Raw genomic sequence first — 13,894 nt, 5'->3', positions numbered from 1 at the left:
CTCATTACCCATGGGTTACCCCGGTGGAACGGGAACGACTCGGCTCCGCCCGCCCCTGGCCAGAACCCGGGCCAAGGACTCCACGACCTCAGGCTCGTAGTCGTGCCCGGTGCCCAGCCGCAGCCGCTCCAGGGCCGCGAGGGAGCCGCCCGGGTGACGGGCCCCGCCGGCGAGGTCGTCGTACGCGTTCACCGCGCGCACGATGCGGGCGGCGACGGGCTGGTCCCGGTACGGGTCCGCCTGCCGTTCCACGATCACCGCCACCTCGGCGGGGACCCCCGTGCGACGGGCCACCTCGCCGCCGAGCTCGGCGATCCGGCGGGCCTCGGCCGCGGGCAGCTCGGCGGTGGCCCCGCAGGGCACGGGGTCGACGAGGGACAGCTGCCCGATGTCGTGCATCAGGGCGGCGTACTCCAGCACCGTGAGCTCCCGCTCCGAGAGCCCGAGCTCCCGGCCGACCGAGCGGCTCAGGGCGGCGACCCGGCGCGCGTGGCCGGGCGGGGTGCAGCCGGCGATCTCGGTGGCCCGGGCCAGCGAGGTGATCGTCTGCCGGTAGGTGGTGCGGACGGCCGTGATCCGGTGGAAGGACATCTGCGTCAGCAGCAGCGGCACGCTGAAGACGGGCAGCGCCCACAGGCCCACCACGGCCACGCCGAGGGTCATCACCACCCCGGTCGCGCAGATCGCCGAGCCGATGCCGAGCTGCGCGCGCAGTTCGTCGCGCAGCAGCGGTCCGTACGGCCAGCCGGTGCGGGCGGCCGCCGGGGCCGCGGCGAGCACGGCGTCGCACAGGGCGGTGAGGCCGAGCAGGAACAGCAGGAACCCGACGAGGTACGGGCCCTGCCCGACCCACTCCTCCAGTCGCCCGGAGTTGTAGAGCGGCTGGAAACAGGCGGCGGCGAAGGCGACGGTGAGCACCCGCCGGGCCACGTGGTCGAGGGCGGGCCCGCGACCCCGGGCGACGTGCGGGACGATCCCGACGAGGGCCGCCGCGACGACGACGGTGACGGTCTGGAGGACCCCGTGGTGGGTGGAGTGGCCGCCGTTCTGGCCGAGCAGGGCGTAGGCGAGCGCGCCGGCGGAGCCCAGCGGCGCCGGGTGCCGGTCCTCGGCGGCCGGCGGCCCGGCCGGCTCCCCGCCCCCGCCGCCGCGCGGATCGGGGCGGGGTACGGGGCGGGGGTGGCGGCGGGCCAGCTCACCGACCGTGATGAGGGTGCCGAAGGCGAGGGCGACACCGGGTTCGGCGACTCCGCTCCACAGGGTGTGGGCGAGTCCGGCCAGGGCCACCAGGGCGGCGGCCACGCGGATCGCCCGTACGCCGGCGGCCCTCACCGGACGCCCCGGCCGCCGGCGCCGTCACCGGTCCCGGTCCCGGCGTCCGACCGCGGCGGGCCGCCTTCGCGGCCCTGGGGCGGCAGCCCGAGGGCGGCGGGGGCGGCGGGGCCGATGACCTGGAGGTCCTCGTCGGAGGTGACCACCGGATGCCAGCCGTGCCGGCCGATCGCGCCCACCAGGGCCTTGACCATCGCCGGGTCGAACTGGGAGCCCGCGCACCGCTCCAACTCGGCCAGGGCGACCGGCACCGGGCGCGCCCGGCTGTAGGAGCGGGTCGAGGTCATCGCGTCGAAGGAGTCGGCCACCGCCACCACCCGGGCCAGCACCGGGATCTGCTCCCCGTTCAGCCCGTACGGGTATCCCGAGCCGTCGACGCGCTCGTGGTGGTGCAGGATCGCGGACCGGGCCTCCCCCAGGAACCCGATGCCGCGCACCATCTCGTGCCCGTACTCGGGGTGCAGCTCGATGACGCGGCGCTCCTCGGGCGTCAGCGGCCCGTCCTTGCGCAGCAGTCGGGTGGGTACCCCGAGCTTGCCGACGTCGTGCAGGATTCCGGCGATGCGGACGGTCTCCAGCCGGTCCCCGGCCATGCCCAGTTCCCGGGCGATCATCGCGGAGGCCTGCCCGACCCGCTCGCTGTGCCCGCGGGTGTAGCGGTCCTTGATGTCGACGGCCTGGACGAGGGCCCGGATCGTGGCCTGGTGGGCGGCGTGCTCGCGGTGGTACCGGGCGAAGACCCAGCAGGAGATGTACATCGGCAGCAGGACGAGCAGCGCGGCCGGCAGCCCGTACGGGCTGCGCCACATGACGGCCATCATCAGTCCGGCGAGGCCGTGGACGCAGTGCGGAAGGAGGGAGCGGGTCAGCAGTCCGCGCCAGGCGGTGGCGGCGGGGCGGCGTTCGGCGGCGGCGAGGACGATCCCGTCGAGGGCGGTCAGGACGAGGCAGAAGGCGACGGCGGCGGCCGTCGCGGGGAGCATCGCGTACGGGAAGTCCGCCGGCCACCCGGCCGGGTCGGCCGTGCGCCCGGCGCCGTTCGAAGGTCCGGAGCCCCCGCCCCCCGATGCGGCCGCGGCGCCCAGGGCCCGGCGACCGCCGAGGAGCCCGAAGAGCTGACCGGCGGCCCAGGCGGCCATCGCCTGCTGGGCGGCGTGCCACACCCGTCGCACCCCGGCGGGCCGCTCGACCACGAGTTGCGCGAGTCCCCCGGGCACGGCCACGAGCGCGGCGGCGGCGGGCGGCAGCAGGAAGACGGCGGCCAGCACGACGGGGAAGAAGGAGCCGATGCCCTCGGGGACCCGGCGGCCCGGAAAGGGGCGGATCCGGACGAGTTCGCAGCCGAGGTAGAGCGCGGCCGCCAAGGCGACCACGTCCCACGGCGTGGCGGTGTCCGTCAGGGCGGGGGCCGCGCACGCGAGGGCGGCGAACACCGCGGTCAGGACGCAGACCCGCGCGGCCGGCGGCAGTACCCGCATGGCGCTCTCCTCCCCCCGTGACGCACAGGCCGGATACCGGAAACGAACCAGTACCGGGAGGGGAGAATAGGGCGACCTCCGAACGGAGCGGGGCCCATTAGCGCTTTGCGCCGTACGGACGCCCCCGGATTAGCACCTTCGGGTGAACGAAGTGCTCTTCCGGGGGCGGTTGTTGAAGCGGCGACCATTCAGCCGCCGGCTCTTCGGCCCGGGGTTCCTCAGCCGGGGGCCGGACCCGCGGTCACATCGTGATCGGGCACGCCTTGGCCCGAGCGGATCAGTTCGATCCTGCCCATCACCTTGGAACGCAGATCGGACGGCACGTCGTCCGAACCGCAGCAGCGCTTCACCAGCTTCTTGACGGCCTGTTCCAGGCCGTATTTCTCCAAGCAGGGATTGCACTCGCCGAAGTGCGTCTCGAACTTCGTGCAGTCACTGTCCGGCATCTCGTGGTCCAGGAACTCATAGAGATGGTCCAGGACCTCCGCGCACTCCGTTTCGTGCGGCTCTCCGCAGCTCATGAGCCCGAGCCTTTCAGGTCGTTCGACTCTCCCGCGCCGGCGGGAACCAGCCCGCGCTCACGGGCATAGTCCTCCAGCATTCCGCGGAGTTGACGGCGGCCACGGTGCAGTCGCGACATGACCGTACCGATGGGTGTACCCATGATGTCCGCGATCTCCTTGTACGCAAAGCCTTCTACGTCGGCAAGATAGACCGCGATGCGGAACTCCTCCGGAATGGCCTGGAGCGCTTCCTTCACATCGGAATCGGGCAGATGATCGAGCGCCTGCGATTCCGCCGAACGCAATCCGGTCGACATGTGCGACTCGGCGCGCGCCAACTGCCAGTCCTCGATCTCCTCCGCCGCACTGCGCTGCGGCTCGCGCTGCTTCTTGCGGTAGGAGTTGATGAAGGTGTTGGTCAGAATCCGGTACAGCCACGCCTTGAGGTTGGTGCCCTCACGGAACTGGTGGAAGGACGCGTACGCCTTGGCGTACGTCTCTTGGACCAGGTCCTCGGCGTCGGCCGGGTTGCGCGTCATGCGCAGCGCGGCGGAGTACATCTGGTCGAGGTAGCCGAGGGCATCCCGCTCGAAGCGCGCATTGCGCTCCGGAGTAGTCTCCTGCGCCTGGCCTTCGTCGGTCCCAGCGACAGGACCCACCTCCTCCGACAGCGTGGCGGCTCCGAAAGCGGATCCGCTCGAATCGGAGAATAGTCGACCATCCCGGCCTTCCGCCGCCCGAAGCGAAGCGCGCTTGGGGCCGGGCAGAACGGTCCAGTCCAGGTCAGCGGCCTGCGGACGGTTCTGGCTGATGACCTGGGCCATGCGGTCCCTCTCCTCCGACGTGTTTCCCGTGTGTACCGACACTCCCCACAACAGGCCCCCGGGGCCCCGCATTCCCGGGCCCCGTACGCCTTTTCCGACCCCGTCGGGGCGCGCCGGTGTCCGGGTGAGCGGGATCACCCGGACATCTGTCAGGTCATGGCCGCCCGCTGAGCCGGGCGAGCCACGGGGCCACCGCCGCGGTGATCACCGCGAGGGCCTCCTCCTGCGTCGGGCCGGTCTTCTTCGGCACCGCGAACCCGTGGTCGCCGTACGGCACCTCGACCAGTTCGTACGGGTCCTGCCCGACCGGCTCCGGGAACTCCTCCGGCCTCCCGAACGGGTCCCGCCCGCCCTGCACCACCAGCACGGGCCGGTCGGCGCCCAGCAGCTCCGCGGCCCGGGACTTCTCGGGCCGACCCGGCGGGTGCAACGGGAAGGCCAGCGCGAGCACCCCGGCCGCGCCCAGCTCGGCGGCGGTCCGGCAGGCCACCCGGGCCCCGGCGCTGCGCCCGCCCGCCACCACCGGCAGCCCGGGTCGGGCCAGGGCGGGCCACAGGCCCCGCCAGCCCTCGTCCAGCACCTTGGGCGCGGCCGCGACCTTCTTCCCGGCGACCCGCCAGGGTTGCTCCACCAGGGCGACGGTCACCCCCAGCGGCGGCAGGGCGGCGGCCAGGGCCTGGAGGTCTCGGGCCTCGATCCCTCCCCCGGCCCCGTGGCTCACGGCGAGGACGAGCCGCGCCCCGCGGGCGGGGTGCCAGGTGATGCGGGCCTCGCCCGCCGGGGTGTCGACGCTCTCGGTGGTCACGGCGCGCTGCGGTGTCATGGGGCCGATCATGCCGGGTCGCCGGGTCCCGCCGGTCAAGCCGCGTCGGGCCGCGCCGGGCCATCGCGCCCGGGTCGCGCCCGGCCGCGCCGGGTCAGAAGAGCGTGCCCTCCTCCGGCGCGGCGAGCTCGCCCAGCAGTTCCGGCCCGTTGTTGCGGACGTTGCTGACGGCGGTGGACACCGGGTAGGCGCGCATCAGCCCGCCCGGCGGCGGGGTCAGCAGGTCCCGCAGATCGCCCTCGTCGGTGCGGCCCGGGTCCAGCCAGGCGTCCCAGCGGTCCGGGGTGAGCATCAGCGGCATCCGGGGGTGGATGTCGGACAGGGACTTCGGCCCCTCGTCGGGGGCCGCGCCCAGCGGGCCGGTCTCGGCCTCGGCGGTGATCACCGAGCAGGTCACCCACCAGGCGAGGGGGTGCTCGTCGGGCAGGGTCCGATCGCGCCAGAACTCGTACAGGCCGGCCATCGCGAAGACCGAGCCGTCGGTGGGGAGCACGAAGTACGGCTGCTTGCGGGCCCTCTTCTTCTTCCCCTCCACCTCCAGCTGCCGTTCGTCGTGGGCGGTGACCCACTCGTAGTAGCCGTCGGCGGGGACGATGCAGCGGCGCTGCGCGAAGGGGCGCCGGAAGGACGGCTTCTCGTGCAGGGTCTCCGACCGTGCGTTGATCATCCGGGCGGCGCCCTCGGGGCTCTTCGCCCAGGACGGCACGAGCCCCCACTTCAGTGTCCGCAGCTGGCGAACCGGACGAGGATCCGCCGCGTCCTTGAGGGGACGGTCGAGGACGACCTGGACCTCCTTGGTCGGAGCCACGTTCCAGTCGGGGGCCAACGTCTCGCGCGGCTCCCACCGCTCGACGCCGAATATCCCCGCCAGCTCTTCGGGCGTACGACTCGCCGCAAACCTTCCGCACATGGCTGACACACTGCCATGGCACCCGTACACCACCGCAAGGAGTCCGCCACTTCATGGACAGCACCACGACGGCCGGCATCTGGGACCGGCTCACCGGGATACAGACGGAACCGGATTGGCGGCTGGTGGTCGCGGCGGGCCTGGTCGCGCTGGCCGTGGTGGCCGTCCGGCCGGTGTGGCGGGTCGCCCGCAACGCGATCACCATCGCGCACGAGGGCGGCCACGGCCTGATCGCCCTGCTCTCCGGGCGCCGGCTCGACGGGATCACCCTGCACTCCGACACCAGCGGGGTCACCGTCAGCCGCGGCAAGCCCTACGGGCTCGGCATGATCCTCACGGCCGCCGCCGGGTACACGGCGCCGTCCCTCCTGGGCCTCGGCGGGGCCGTACTGCTCTCGGCGCACCGGATCACGCTGCTGCTGTGGCTGGCCACCGCGCTGCTGGTCGTGATGCTGATCATGATCCGCAACGCGTACGGGGTGCTGACGGTGGTGCTGACCGGCGCCGTCTTCGTCCTGGTGTCCTGGTTCGCGCCGTCCGAGGTGCAGGCGGTGTTCGCGTACGCGGTGGTGTGGTTCCTGCTGCTGGGCGGCGTCCGGCCGGTCTTCGAGCTCCAGGCCAAGCGCCGGCACGGTGGGGCGCCCGACTCCGACGCCGACCAGCTGGGGCGGCTCACCCACGTCCACCCGGTCGTGTGGCTGTTGTTCTTCCACATCGTCGCGCTGTCCTCGCTCATCGGGGGCGGAACCCGCCTTCTCGGCCTCTGAGACGGCGTCGCGATCAAGATCCGGGGTCCGGGGAAGCCACTAAAGTGGAGGCCATGACCGAGACCCCCGCGCTCCACGCCCTCTGGCCCGCCCCCCTCGCGGACGGGGCCGTCCACGCCACCGTCACCGTGCCGGGTTCCAAATCGGTCACCAACCGGGCCCTCGTGCTCGCCTCCCTCGCCGCCGAACCCGGCTGGGTCCGCCGTCCGCTGCGCTCGCGCGACTCCCGGCTGATGTCGGACGCGCTGCGCGCGCTCGGCGTCGGCATCGAGGAGACCGTCGCCTCCAGCTCCGCCGACGGGGACAGCGGCGAGGCCTGGCGGATCATCCCCGCCGGCCTGCACGGCCCGGCCACCGTCGACGTCGGCAACGCGGGCACGGTCATGCGCTTCCTGCCGCCCGTCGCCACCCTGGCCACCGGCGACATCCGCTTCGACGGCGACCCGCGGTCCTACGAGCGCCCCCTCGGCGAGGTCATCAACGCCCTGCGCACCCTCGGCGCCCGGATCGACGACGACGGCCGTGGCGCACTGCCCCTGACCGTCCAGGGCGGCGGCGCCCTGGAGGGCGGCACGGTCGAGATCGACGCCTCCAACTCCTCCCAGTTCGTCTCCGCGCTGCTGCTCTCCGCCCCGCGCTTCAACCAGGGCGTCGAGGTCCGGCACACCGGCGCGACCCTGCCCTCCATGCCGCACATCCGGATGACGGTGGAGATGCTCCGCGCGGCCGGGGCCCAGGTCGACACCCCCGAGGCCGGGGGCGAGAAGAACGTGTGGCGGGTCGCGCCGGGCGCGCTGCTCGGTCGCGACATGGTCGTCGAGCCGGACCTGTCCAACGCCCAGCCCTTCATGGCCGCGGCGCTGATCACGGGCGGCACGGTCACCATCCCCGACTGGCCGCGCCGCACCACGCAGCCCGGTGACGCGCTGCGCCGGATCTTCACCGAGATGGGCGGCTCCTGCGAGCTGACCGACGCGGGCCTGGTCTTCACCGGCACCGGCAAGATCCACGGCATCGACGTCGACCTGGGCGAGGTCGGTGAGCTGACCCCCGGCATCGCGGCGGTCGCGGCGCTGGCCGACTCTGAGTCGATCCTGCGCGGCGTCCAGCACCTGCGGCTGCACGAGACGGACCGCCTGGCGGCCCTGACGGCGGAGATCAACGGGCTCGGCGGCGACGTCACCGAGACCGCCGACGGCCTCCACATCCGGCCCCGCCCGCTGCACGGCGGTGTCTTCCACACCTACGACGACCACCGCATGGCCACCGCCGGCGCGGTGATCGGCCTCGCGGTGAAGGGCGTGGAGATCGAGAACGTGGCGACGACCGCGAAGACCCTGCCGGACTTCCCGGCGATGTGGGCGGACATGCTCGGCGAAGCGCCGGGAGCGGGAGCGTAGGGCCCGTCATGCGCAGGTACGGCAAGCACACCGACGAGGACGACATCCGCCAGCGCCCGAACCCCAAGGGCAACCGGCCGCGGACGAACATCCGGCCCAAGCACGAGGACGCCTCGGAGGGCTTCGTCCTGACCGTCGACCGCGGCAGGCTGACCTGTCTGGTCGAGGACCGCACCGTCCACGCCATGAAGTCGCGCGAGCTCGGCCGCAAGGCCGCGGTGGTGGGTGACCGCGTCTGGATCGTCGGTGACCTGACCGGCAACAAGGACACCCTGGCCCGGATCGTGCGGATCGAGGAGCGCAAGTCGGTCCTGCGGCGCACCGCGGACGACGACGACCCGTACGAGCGGGTGGTCGTGGCCAACGCCGACCAGCTGGCCATCGTCACGGCCCTGGCCGATCCGGAGCCCCGGCCCAGGATGATCGACCGCTGTCTGGTGGCCGCGTACGACGCCGGGCTGGAGCCGCTGCTCGTGCTCACCAAGTCCGACCTGACCTCCGCCGACAAGATCCTGGAGATCTACTCGACCTTCGGCCTGAACTACGTCGTCACCAATCGCGAGGAGCTGGCGACGGGCGACACGGCCGAGCGGGTGCGCGAGCGGCTGAACGGCCGGATCACCGCCTTCGTCGGGCACTCGGGCGTCGGCAAGACCACGCTGGTCAATTCGCTGGTCGCCGAGGGCCGCCAGCGGGCCACCGGCCACGTCAACGCGGTCACCGGCCGCGGCCGGCACACCACGACCTCCGCGCTGGCCCTTCCGCTGCCCTCCGGCGACGGCTGGGTCATCGACACCCCGGGCGTGCGCTCCTTCGGCCTGCACCACGTGGACCCCTCCCGGGTGATCCTGGCCTTCCCGGACCTGGTGCCGGGGACGGAGGAGTGCCCGCGGGCGTGCAGCCACGACGAGCAGGACTGCGCGCTCGACGCCTGGGTGGAGAAGGGCCATGCCGACCCGGCGCGGCTGTACTCGCTGCGCCGTCTGTTGCAGACGCGGGAGCGGCGCGAGGGCGACTGACCCCCGGCCCCGGGGTCCTCCGGCGGGGTGGGCCCGGGTTTACCCGAGGTCACATCGGGATAAATGCTCATCGCACCAAGTGACACGACGTCACCTGACGCGGGGAGGCACAAGCCATGGCGTGGCTGTTGGTCGTGGTCGCCGGACTCCTGGAGACGGGTTTCGCGGTCTGCCTCAAGCTGTCCCACGGGTTCACCCGCCTGTGGCCCACCGTCGCGTTCGCGTGCTTCGCGCTCGGCAGCTTCGGACTGTTGACGCTCGCCCTCAAGAAGCTGGACGTGGGGCCGGCGTACGCGGTGTGGACGGGCATCGGTGCGGCCGGCACCGCGATCTACGGCATGGTCTTCCTGGGCGACCTGGTCTCCACCCTGAAGCTCGTCTCGATCTCGCTGGTCATCCTCGGGGTCATCGGACTCCAGTTGTCCGGTTCGGCCCACTGAGGGCGGCTCCACCGACCGGTGCCCCTCCGACCGCCGCCCCGGCGGGCGCCGCACCCGTGAGCCGCAGCAACCGGCCGGGACCGGCGTCGTCCGCGCCCGGCGCCAGGACGTAGGAGAGTGCCAGCCGCACGACGAGCTCGCAGCGCTGGGCCGGTTCCGGCGCGAGCGCGGCCGCGGCCCGCTCGCTGACGGCGCGGACCAGCTCCGCGGGACCGGGCGCCGCCTGCCCCGGCCGCAATCCCATCGTGGGCGGCGAGGGCAACGCCCCGTCCCAGCATCCGGTCAGCAGGGCCCGTACGAGCGGCTGCGCCCGCGCTTCCCGTACGGTCCACTCGGCGACGGCGGCGAGCCGTTCGGCGGCGCCGGCCGGGCCCCCGGGGGTCCGGGCCTCGGGACTCAGGGCACGGTCCACGCCGTCGAGATAGCGGTCGGCCGCGCGGCGCACCAGGGCGCGACCGAGGCCGCCCTTTCCGCCGAACTCGTTGTAGAGGGTCTGCCGGGACACCCCGGCGACGGCCGCCACCTCGGTCATCCGCACGGCGGGCCAGGGGTGGGCGGACAGGGCGGCTTCCGCCGCTCGCAGCAAGGACTCGCGCGCCGCAGGCATCGCCCGGCTCCCCCCGATAGGCTCCCCGCCAGAGTTGACGGAGCGACAGGTTCTGTCAAGGGCGCCTCCCGGCCGCACCGTGGGACCCGTTCGCCGGTCCGCGGGAGTGTCGATACTGTTCGGGCATGCCCGAGTATGACGATGACCTGCGCCTTGCCCTTGAGCTCGCCGACGCCGCCGACGTCGCCACGATGCGGCGGTTCCGCGCCCTGGACCTGGCGGTCGAGACGAAGCCCGACATGACCCCGGTGAGCGAGGCGGACACCGCCACCGAGGAGATCGTCCGGGCCGGGATCCTGGCCGCGCGGCCCTCCGACGCGATCCTGGGCGAGGAGTACGGCCTCAAGGGCGAGGGCCCGCGCCGCTGGGTCGTCGACCCGATCGACGGTACGAAGAACTACGTGCGCGGGGTCCCCGTGTGGGCCACGCTGATCTCCCTGATGACCGAGGACGCCGACGGGGTGTTCCGGCCGGTCGTCGGCGTGGTGTCCGCACCCGCGCTGGGTCGCCGCTGGTGGGCCGCCCAGGGTTCGGGGGCCTTCACGGGCGGCGCGCTCGGCGACACCACGCCCCTCGGGGTGTCGAAGGTGGCGACCCTGGGCGACGCCTCCTTCGCGTACTCCTCGCTGGGCGGCTGGGAGGAGCAGGGTCGGCTTCCCGGCTTCCTGGACCTGACCCGCGCGTGCTGGCGCACCCGCGGCTACGGCGACTTCTGGCCGTACATGATGGTCGCCGAGGGCTCGCTGGACCTGTGCGCCGAACCCGAGCTGAGCCTGTGGGACATGGCCGCGCTCGCCGTCGTCGTCCAGGAGGCGGGCGGCCGCTTCACCGACCTGGACGGGGCGGACGGGGTGCACGGCGGGAACGCCGCCGCCTCCAACGGCCTGCTGCACGAGGAGATGCTGGACCTGATCCGGCCGCGCGCCTGACGCACGGCGCCGGCAAGGCCGCGCCGCGCGCCGCCGAGTGCGCCGAGCACGCCCCCTTGTTGACCCTCCGCCCCCGTGGGAATCTGAGGATCCCCCCGCTTGTGCGCTTGTGAAGCATTTCTCGAAGAAATGCCCCGCCCGCGCACCCCACCCGAGCGGGGGGCTCACCCCAGGAGGTGGCTCTCTCCATGCTCGTCCGTGACGCCATGAGCACCGTGATCCTCACCCTCGGACCCGCGCACACCCTGCGTCAGGCGGCCTGCCTGATGTCCGGCCGGCGCGTCGGCGCGGCCGTCGTCCTCGATACCGACCACAGCGGCATAGGCATCCTGACCGAGCGCGACATCCTCAACTCCCTCGGCGCGGGGCACGATCCCGACCACGAGTCCGTGGGCGCCCACACCACCAACAACGTGGTCTTCTGCACCCCGGACGCGACCCTGCGGGAAGCCGCCGAGGCCATGGTCCACGGCGGCTTCCGTCATCTGATCGTGCTGGAGGACGGCGGCCCGGTCGGCATCGTGTCCGTCCGCGACGTCGTCCGCTGTTGGGCGCCGGCGCGCCGCACGGTCCCCGCCTGATCCACGCACCCGTGCGCACGGCCCCGCACGCGCACCCGAAAACGGCCGCCGGGCCGGAGCCCCCGACTGGGGGTTCCGGCCCGGCGGCCTGCTACGACAAGCGGACCGATCAGCCGCGAAGGGCCTGGACCGCGGCCTCCAGCCGCTTGCCGAAGTCACCGTCCGCCTGGCGGAAGTTGTTGATGGCCCGCTCGGCGATGTCGTCGCGCGAGACCTTGGCGATGAAGCCGGAGAGGTTCTCGATCAGACGGGTCTTCTCGTCCTCCGAGTACAGGCGGTAGAGGTTGCCCGCCTGGACGAAGTCGTCGTCCTCGGAGTGCGAGGGGGTGGCGTGGTTGCCCGTGCCGCCGGTGACGGGGGTGGACTGCCACAGCGGCCGGTCCGTCTGGAAGGGACCGCCGAAGCTGTTGGGCTCGTAGTTCTTCGCACCCTTGTGGCGGCCGTCGTACAGGAAGCCGTCACGGGAGTGGGTGCGCGCCTCGGTGGCGTGCGGACGGTTCACCGGCAGGTGGTCGGCGTTGATGCCGACGCGGTAGCGGTGGGCGTCGCCGTACGCGAAGAGACGGCCCTGGAGCATCTTGTCCGGGGAGGGACCGATGCCGGGGACGAAGTGCGCCGGGCTGAAGATCGACTGCTCGACCTCGGCGAAGACGTTCTCCGGGTTGCGGTTGAGCTCCAGCTTGCCGATCTCGATCGGCGGGTAGTCCTCGTGCGGCCACACCTTGGTGAGGTCGAACGGGTTGAAGCGGTACTCGGCCGCCTCGGCCGCCGGCATGATCTGGACCTGGACGGTCCAGGACGGGAAGTCGCCGCGCTCGATGGACTGGCGCAGGTCTCGCTGGTGGGAGTCCGGGTCGTCACCGGCGAGGGCGTTGGCCTCGGCCTGGGTGAGGTTCTTGATCCCCTGGTCGGTCTTGAAGTGGTACTTGACCCAGAAGACCTCGCCGGCCTCGTTGTTCCACTGGAACGTGTGCGAGCCGTAGCCGTTCATGTGGCGGTAGGACGCCGGGATGCCGCGGTCACCGAACAGCCAGGTCACCTGGTGCGTGGACTCGGGCGACAGGCCCCAGAAGTCCCAGACGTTGTCCGGCTCCTGCGAGCCGGTGTACGGGTCGCGCTTCTGGGTGTGGATGAAGTCGGGGAACTTGATGGCGTCCCGGATGAAGAAGACCGGGGTGTTGTTGCCGACGAGGTCGTAGTTGCCCTCTTCGGTGTAGAACTTCAGCGCCCAGCCGCGGGGGTCACGACGGGCGTCGGCGCCGCCGAGGCTGTCCGCGACGGTGGAGAACCGCAGGAAGGTCTCCGTCTCCTTGCCGACCTCGGAGAGGAACTTCGCCCGGGTCCACTGGGAGACGTCACGCGTGAGGGTGAACGTGCCGTAGGCGCCGGCGCCACGGGCGTGCACCACGCGCTCCGGAATGCGCTCGCGGTTGAAGTGGGCGAGCTTCTCCAGCAGGAGCTGGTCCTGGACGAGAACCGGTCCGCCGACGCCGGCGGTCTCACTGTTCTGGTTGTCGGCGACCGGAGCCCCGGCCTCCGTGGTGAGCGGTCCCTGCGTCACGTGCGCCTCCTGCGTCATTACTGCTGTCCTGTCCTTGGCGTTTGCCGTAACCGATCCTACGATGGACTTTGTCTAAGTCAAGTAAGGGTCCAATTCCGCACCGGTTCGGGATCTACACCGAATCGCCTCGCTGTTAGGCTGGCGTCCATGAGTGACCGCTTGCTGGAACGACTTCGCGGACGCGGCTGGCGCATGACCGCCCAGCGGCGTGTCGTCGCCGAAGTGCTCGACGGCGACCACGTCCACCTGACGGCGGACGAGGTGCACGCGCGCGCCGTGACCAAACTGCCCGAGATCTCTCGAGCCACGGTCTACAACACCTTGGGCGAGCTCGTGAGCCTCGGCGAAGTCCTGGAAGTCTCGACGGACCGGCGCGCCAAGCGGTACGACCCGAACGCGCACCGGCCCCACCAACACCTGGTCTGCGCCCAGTGCGGCGCGATCCGCGACGTGCACCCGGCGGGCGACCCGCTGGCCGACCTGCCGGACGGCGAGCGCTTCGGCTTCGTGGTCTCGGCGGTCGAGGTGACGTACCGCGGGGTGTGCCCGAACTGCGCGGGCGCGTAGCCGCGCGGCGCGCACGCGAAGCACCCGCACGAAGAGCGGCGGGGGGGGGGGGGGGGGGCCCCCCCCCCCCCGCCCCCCCCGGCCCCCCCCCCCCCGGGGGGGCCCCCCCCCGCCCCCCCGGGGCCCCCCCCCCCCAACCCCCCCCACCACAGC

Annotated in this window: 15 protein-coding genes; 7 read left to right on the top strand and 8 right to left on the bottom strand. The window is 72.7% G+C overall.

Going from position 1 to position 13,894, the window contains the following annotated elements; translation table 11 throughout:
- Nucleotides 1–15 precede the first annotated feature (15 nt).
- The 6 genes from ACFY0I_RS02635 to ACFY0I_RS02610 form a co-directional block, all read right to left on the bottom strand.
- Nucleotides 16–1,332, bottom strand: a complete 1,317-nt coding sequence (locus ACFY0I_RS02635; RefSeq protein ID WP_388889070.1) for an HD-GYP domain-containing protein — start codon at nt 1,330–1,332, stop codon at nt 16–18.
- Entirely contained in the window at nt 1,329–2,810 is a 1,482-nt protein-coding gene (locus tag ACFY0I_RS02630; RefSeq protein WP_388889068.1) for an HD-GYP domain-containing protein, read from the bottom strand. The genes ACFY0I_RS02635 and ACFY0I_RS02630 overlap by 4 nt, the downstream gene beginning before the upstream one ends.
- Nucleotides 2,811–3,028: 218 nt before the next feature.
- Nucleotides 3,029–3,331 carry a mycothiol system anti-sigma-R factor gene (rsrA, locus tag ACFY0I_RS02625; protein ID WP_388889065.1) on the bottom strand — a complete coding sequence of 101 codons (303 nt, stop codon included), beginning with the start codon at nt 3,329–3,331 and terminating at the stop codon, nt 3,029–3,031.
- Nucleotides 3,328–3,972: a sigma-70 family RNA polymerase sigma factor gene (locus ACFY0I_RS02620; protein ID WP_266576354.1), complete on the bottom strand. Its 645-nt coding sequence runs from the start codon at nt 3,970–3,972 to the stop codon at nt 3,328–3,330. The genes rsrA and ACFY0I_RS02620 overlap by 4 nt, the downstream gene beginning before the upstream one ends.
- Before the next feature lie 319 nt (nt 3,973–4,291).
- Entirely contained in the window at nt 4,292–4,960 is a 669-nt protein-coding gene (locus ACFY0I_RS02615) for an alpha/beta family hydrolase (RefSeq protein WP_388889062.1), read from the bottom strand.
- 94 nt (nt 4,961–5,054) lie between these two features.
- A complete protein-coding gene (locus tag ACFY0I_RS02610) occupies nt 5,055–5,870 on the bottom strand; it encodes an SOS response-associated peptidase (RefSeq protein WP_388889060.1) in 816 nt (271 codons plus the stop codon).
- Nucleotides 5,871–5,923: 53 nt separating this feature from the next.
- On the opposite strand from ACFY0I_RS02610, the gene ACFY0I_RS02605 reads away from it, so the two are divergent.
- The 4 genes from ACFY0I_RS02605 (at nt 5,924) to ACFY0I_RS02590 (ending at nt 9,496) form a co-directional block, all read left to right on the top strand.
- Nucleotides 5,924–6,637: a M50 family metallopeptidase gene (locus ACFY0I_RS02605; protein WP_388889058.1), complete on the top strand. Its 714-nt coding sequence runs from the start codon at nt 5,924–5,926 to the stop codon at nt 6,635–6,637.
- 53 nt (nt 6,638–6,690) lie between these two features.
- Nucleotides 6,691–8,037, top strand: coding sequence for a 3-phosphoshikimate 1-carboxyvinyltransferase (aroA, locus tag ACFY0I_RS02600; protein ID WP_388889055.1), 1,347 nt, complete (start codon nt 6,691–6,693; stop codon nt 8,035–8,037).
- An 8-nt stretch (nt 8,038–8,045) separates the two neighbouring features.
- Entirely contained in the window at nt 8,046–9,056 is a 1,011-nt protein-coding gene (gene rsgA / locus ACFY0I_RS02595; RefSeq protein WP_388889053.1) for a ribosome small subunit-dependent GTPase A, read from the top strand.
- 116 nt (nt 9,057–9,172) lie between these two features.
- Nucleotides 9,173–9,496, top strand: coding sequence for a multidrug efflux SMR transporter (locus ACFY0I_RS02590; RefSeq protein ID WP_030011402.1), 324 nt, complete (start codon nt 9,173–9,175; stop codon nt 9,494–9,496).
- On the opposite strand, the gene ACFY0I_RS02585 is transcribed toward ACFY0I_RS02590, so the two are convergent.
- Nucleotides 9,462–10,103, bottom strand: coding sequence for a TetR/AcrR family transcriptional regulator (locus tag ACFY0I_RS02585; RefSeq protein WP_388889050.1), 642 nt, complete (start codon nt 10,101–10,103; stop codon nt 9,462–9,464). The two genes, ACFY0I_RS02590 and ACFY0I_RS02585, sit on opposite strands and share 35 nt — an antisense overlap.
- Before the next feature lie 125 nt (nt 10,104–10,228).
- On the opposite strand from ACFY0I_RS02585, the gene hisN reads away from it, so the two are divergent.
- Entirely contained in the window at nt 10,229–11,032 is an 804-nt protein-coding gene (hisN, locus tag ACFY0I_RS02580; protein ID WP_388889047.1) for a histidinol-phosphatase, read from the top strand.
- 188 nt (nt 11,033–11,220) lie between these two features.
- Nucleotides 11,221–11,613, top strand: coding sequence for a cyclic nucleotide-binding/CBS domain-containing protein (locus tag ACFY0I_RS02575; RefSeq protein WP_388889044.1), 393 nt, complete (start codon nt 11,221–11,223; stop codon nt 11,611–11,613).
- Between the two features lie 109 nt (nt 11,614–11,722).
- On the opposite strand, the gene ACFY0I_RS02570 is transcribed toward ACFY0I_RS02575, so the two are convergent.
- Nucleotides 11,723–13,192 (bottom strand): catalase, encoded by a 1,470-nt coding sequence (locus tag ACFY0I_RS02570; protein ID WP_388889041.1) that lies wholly within the window; start codon nt 13,190–13,192, stop codon nt 11,723–11,725.
- 129 nt (nt 13,193–13,321) lie between these two features.
- On the opposite strand from ACFY0I_RS02570, the gene ACFY0I_RS02565 reads away from it, so the two are divergent.
- Nucleotides 13,322–13,741, top strand: a complete 420-nt coding sequence (locus ACFY0I_RS02565; RefSeq protein WP_388889038.1) for a Fur family transcriptional regulator — start codon at nt 13,322–13,324, stop codon at nt 13,739–13,741.
- Nucleotides 13,742–13,894: the final 153 nt, after the last annotated feature.

Source organism: Streptomyces sp. NPDC001568 (assembly GCF_042893755.1).
GTDB lineage: Bacteria > Actinomycetota > Actinomycetes > Streptomycetales > Streptomycetaceae > Streptomyces.
This window is presented reverse-complemented; position numbering and strand designations above follow the sequence as displayed.

Excerpts from the sequence above, each read along its gene's own strand:
- ACFY0I_RS02630 (WP_388889068.1), bottom strand. The coding sequence starts at position 2,810 with ATGCGGGTACTGCCGCCGGCCGCGCGGGTCTGCGTCCTGACCGCGGTG.
- rsrA (WP_388889065.1), bottom strand. The coding sequence starts at position 3,331 with ATGAGCTGCGGAGAGCCGCACGAAACGGAGTGCGCGGAGGTCCTGGAC.
- ACFY0I_RS02615 (WP_388889062.1), bottom strand. The coding sequence starts at position 4,960 with ATGACACCGCAGCGCGCCGTGACCACCGAGAGCGTCGACACCCCGGCG.
- ACFY0I_RS02610 (WP_388889060.1), bottom strand. The coding sequence starts at position 5,870 with ATGTGCGGAAGGTTTGCGGCGAGTCGTACGCCCGAAGAGCTGGCGGGG.
- ACFY0I_RS02605 (WP_388889058.1), top strand. The coding sequence starts at position 5,924 with ATGGACAGCACCACGACGGCCGGCATCTGGGACCGGCTCACCGGGATA.
- aroA (WP_388889055.1), top strand. The coding sequence starts at position 6,691 with ATGACCGAGACCCCCGCGCTCCACGCCCTCTGGCCCGCCCCCCTCGCG.
- rsgA (WP_388889053.1), top strand. The coding sequence starts at position 8,046 with ATGCGCAGGTACGGCAAGCACACCGACGAGGACGACATCCGCCAGCGC.
- ACFY0I_RS02590 (WP_030011402.1), top strand. The coding sequence starts at position 9,173 with ATGGCGTGGCTGTTGGTCGTGGTCGCCGGACTCCTGGAGACGGGTTTC.
- ACFY0I_RS02585 (WP_388889050.1), bottom strand. The coding sequence starts at position 10,103 with ATGCCTGCGGCGCGCGAGTCCTTGCTGCGAGCGGCGGAAGCCGCCCTG.
- hisN (WP_388889047.1), top strand. The coding sequence starts at position 10,229 with ATGCCCGAGTATGACGATGACCTGCGCCTTGCCCTTGAGCTCGCCGAC.
- ACFY0I_RS02575 (WP_388889044.1), top strand. The coding sequence starts at position 11,221 with ATGCTCGTCCGTGACGCCATGAGCACCGTGATCCTCACCCTCGGACCC.
- ACFY0I_RS02570 (WP_388889041.1), bottom strand. The coding sequence starts at position 13,192 with ATGACGCAGGAGGCGCACGTGACGCAGGGACCGCTCACCACGGAGGCC.
- ACFY0I_RS02565 (WP_388889038.1), top strand. The coding sequence starts at position 13,322 with ATGAGTGACCGCTTGCTGGAACGACTTCGCGGACGCGGCTGGCGCATG.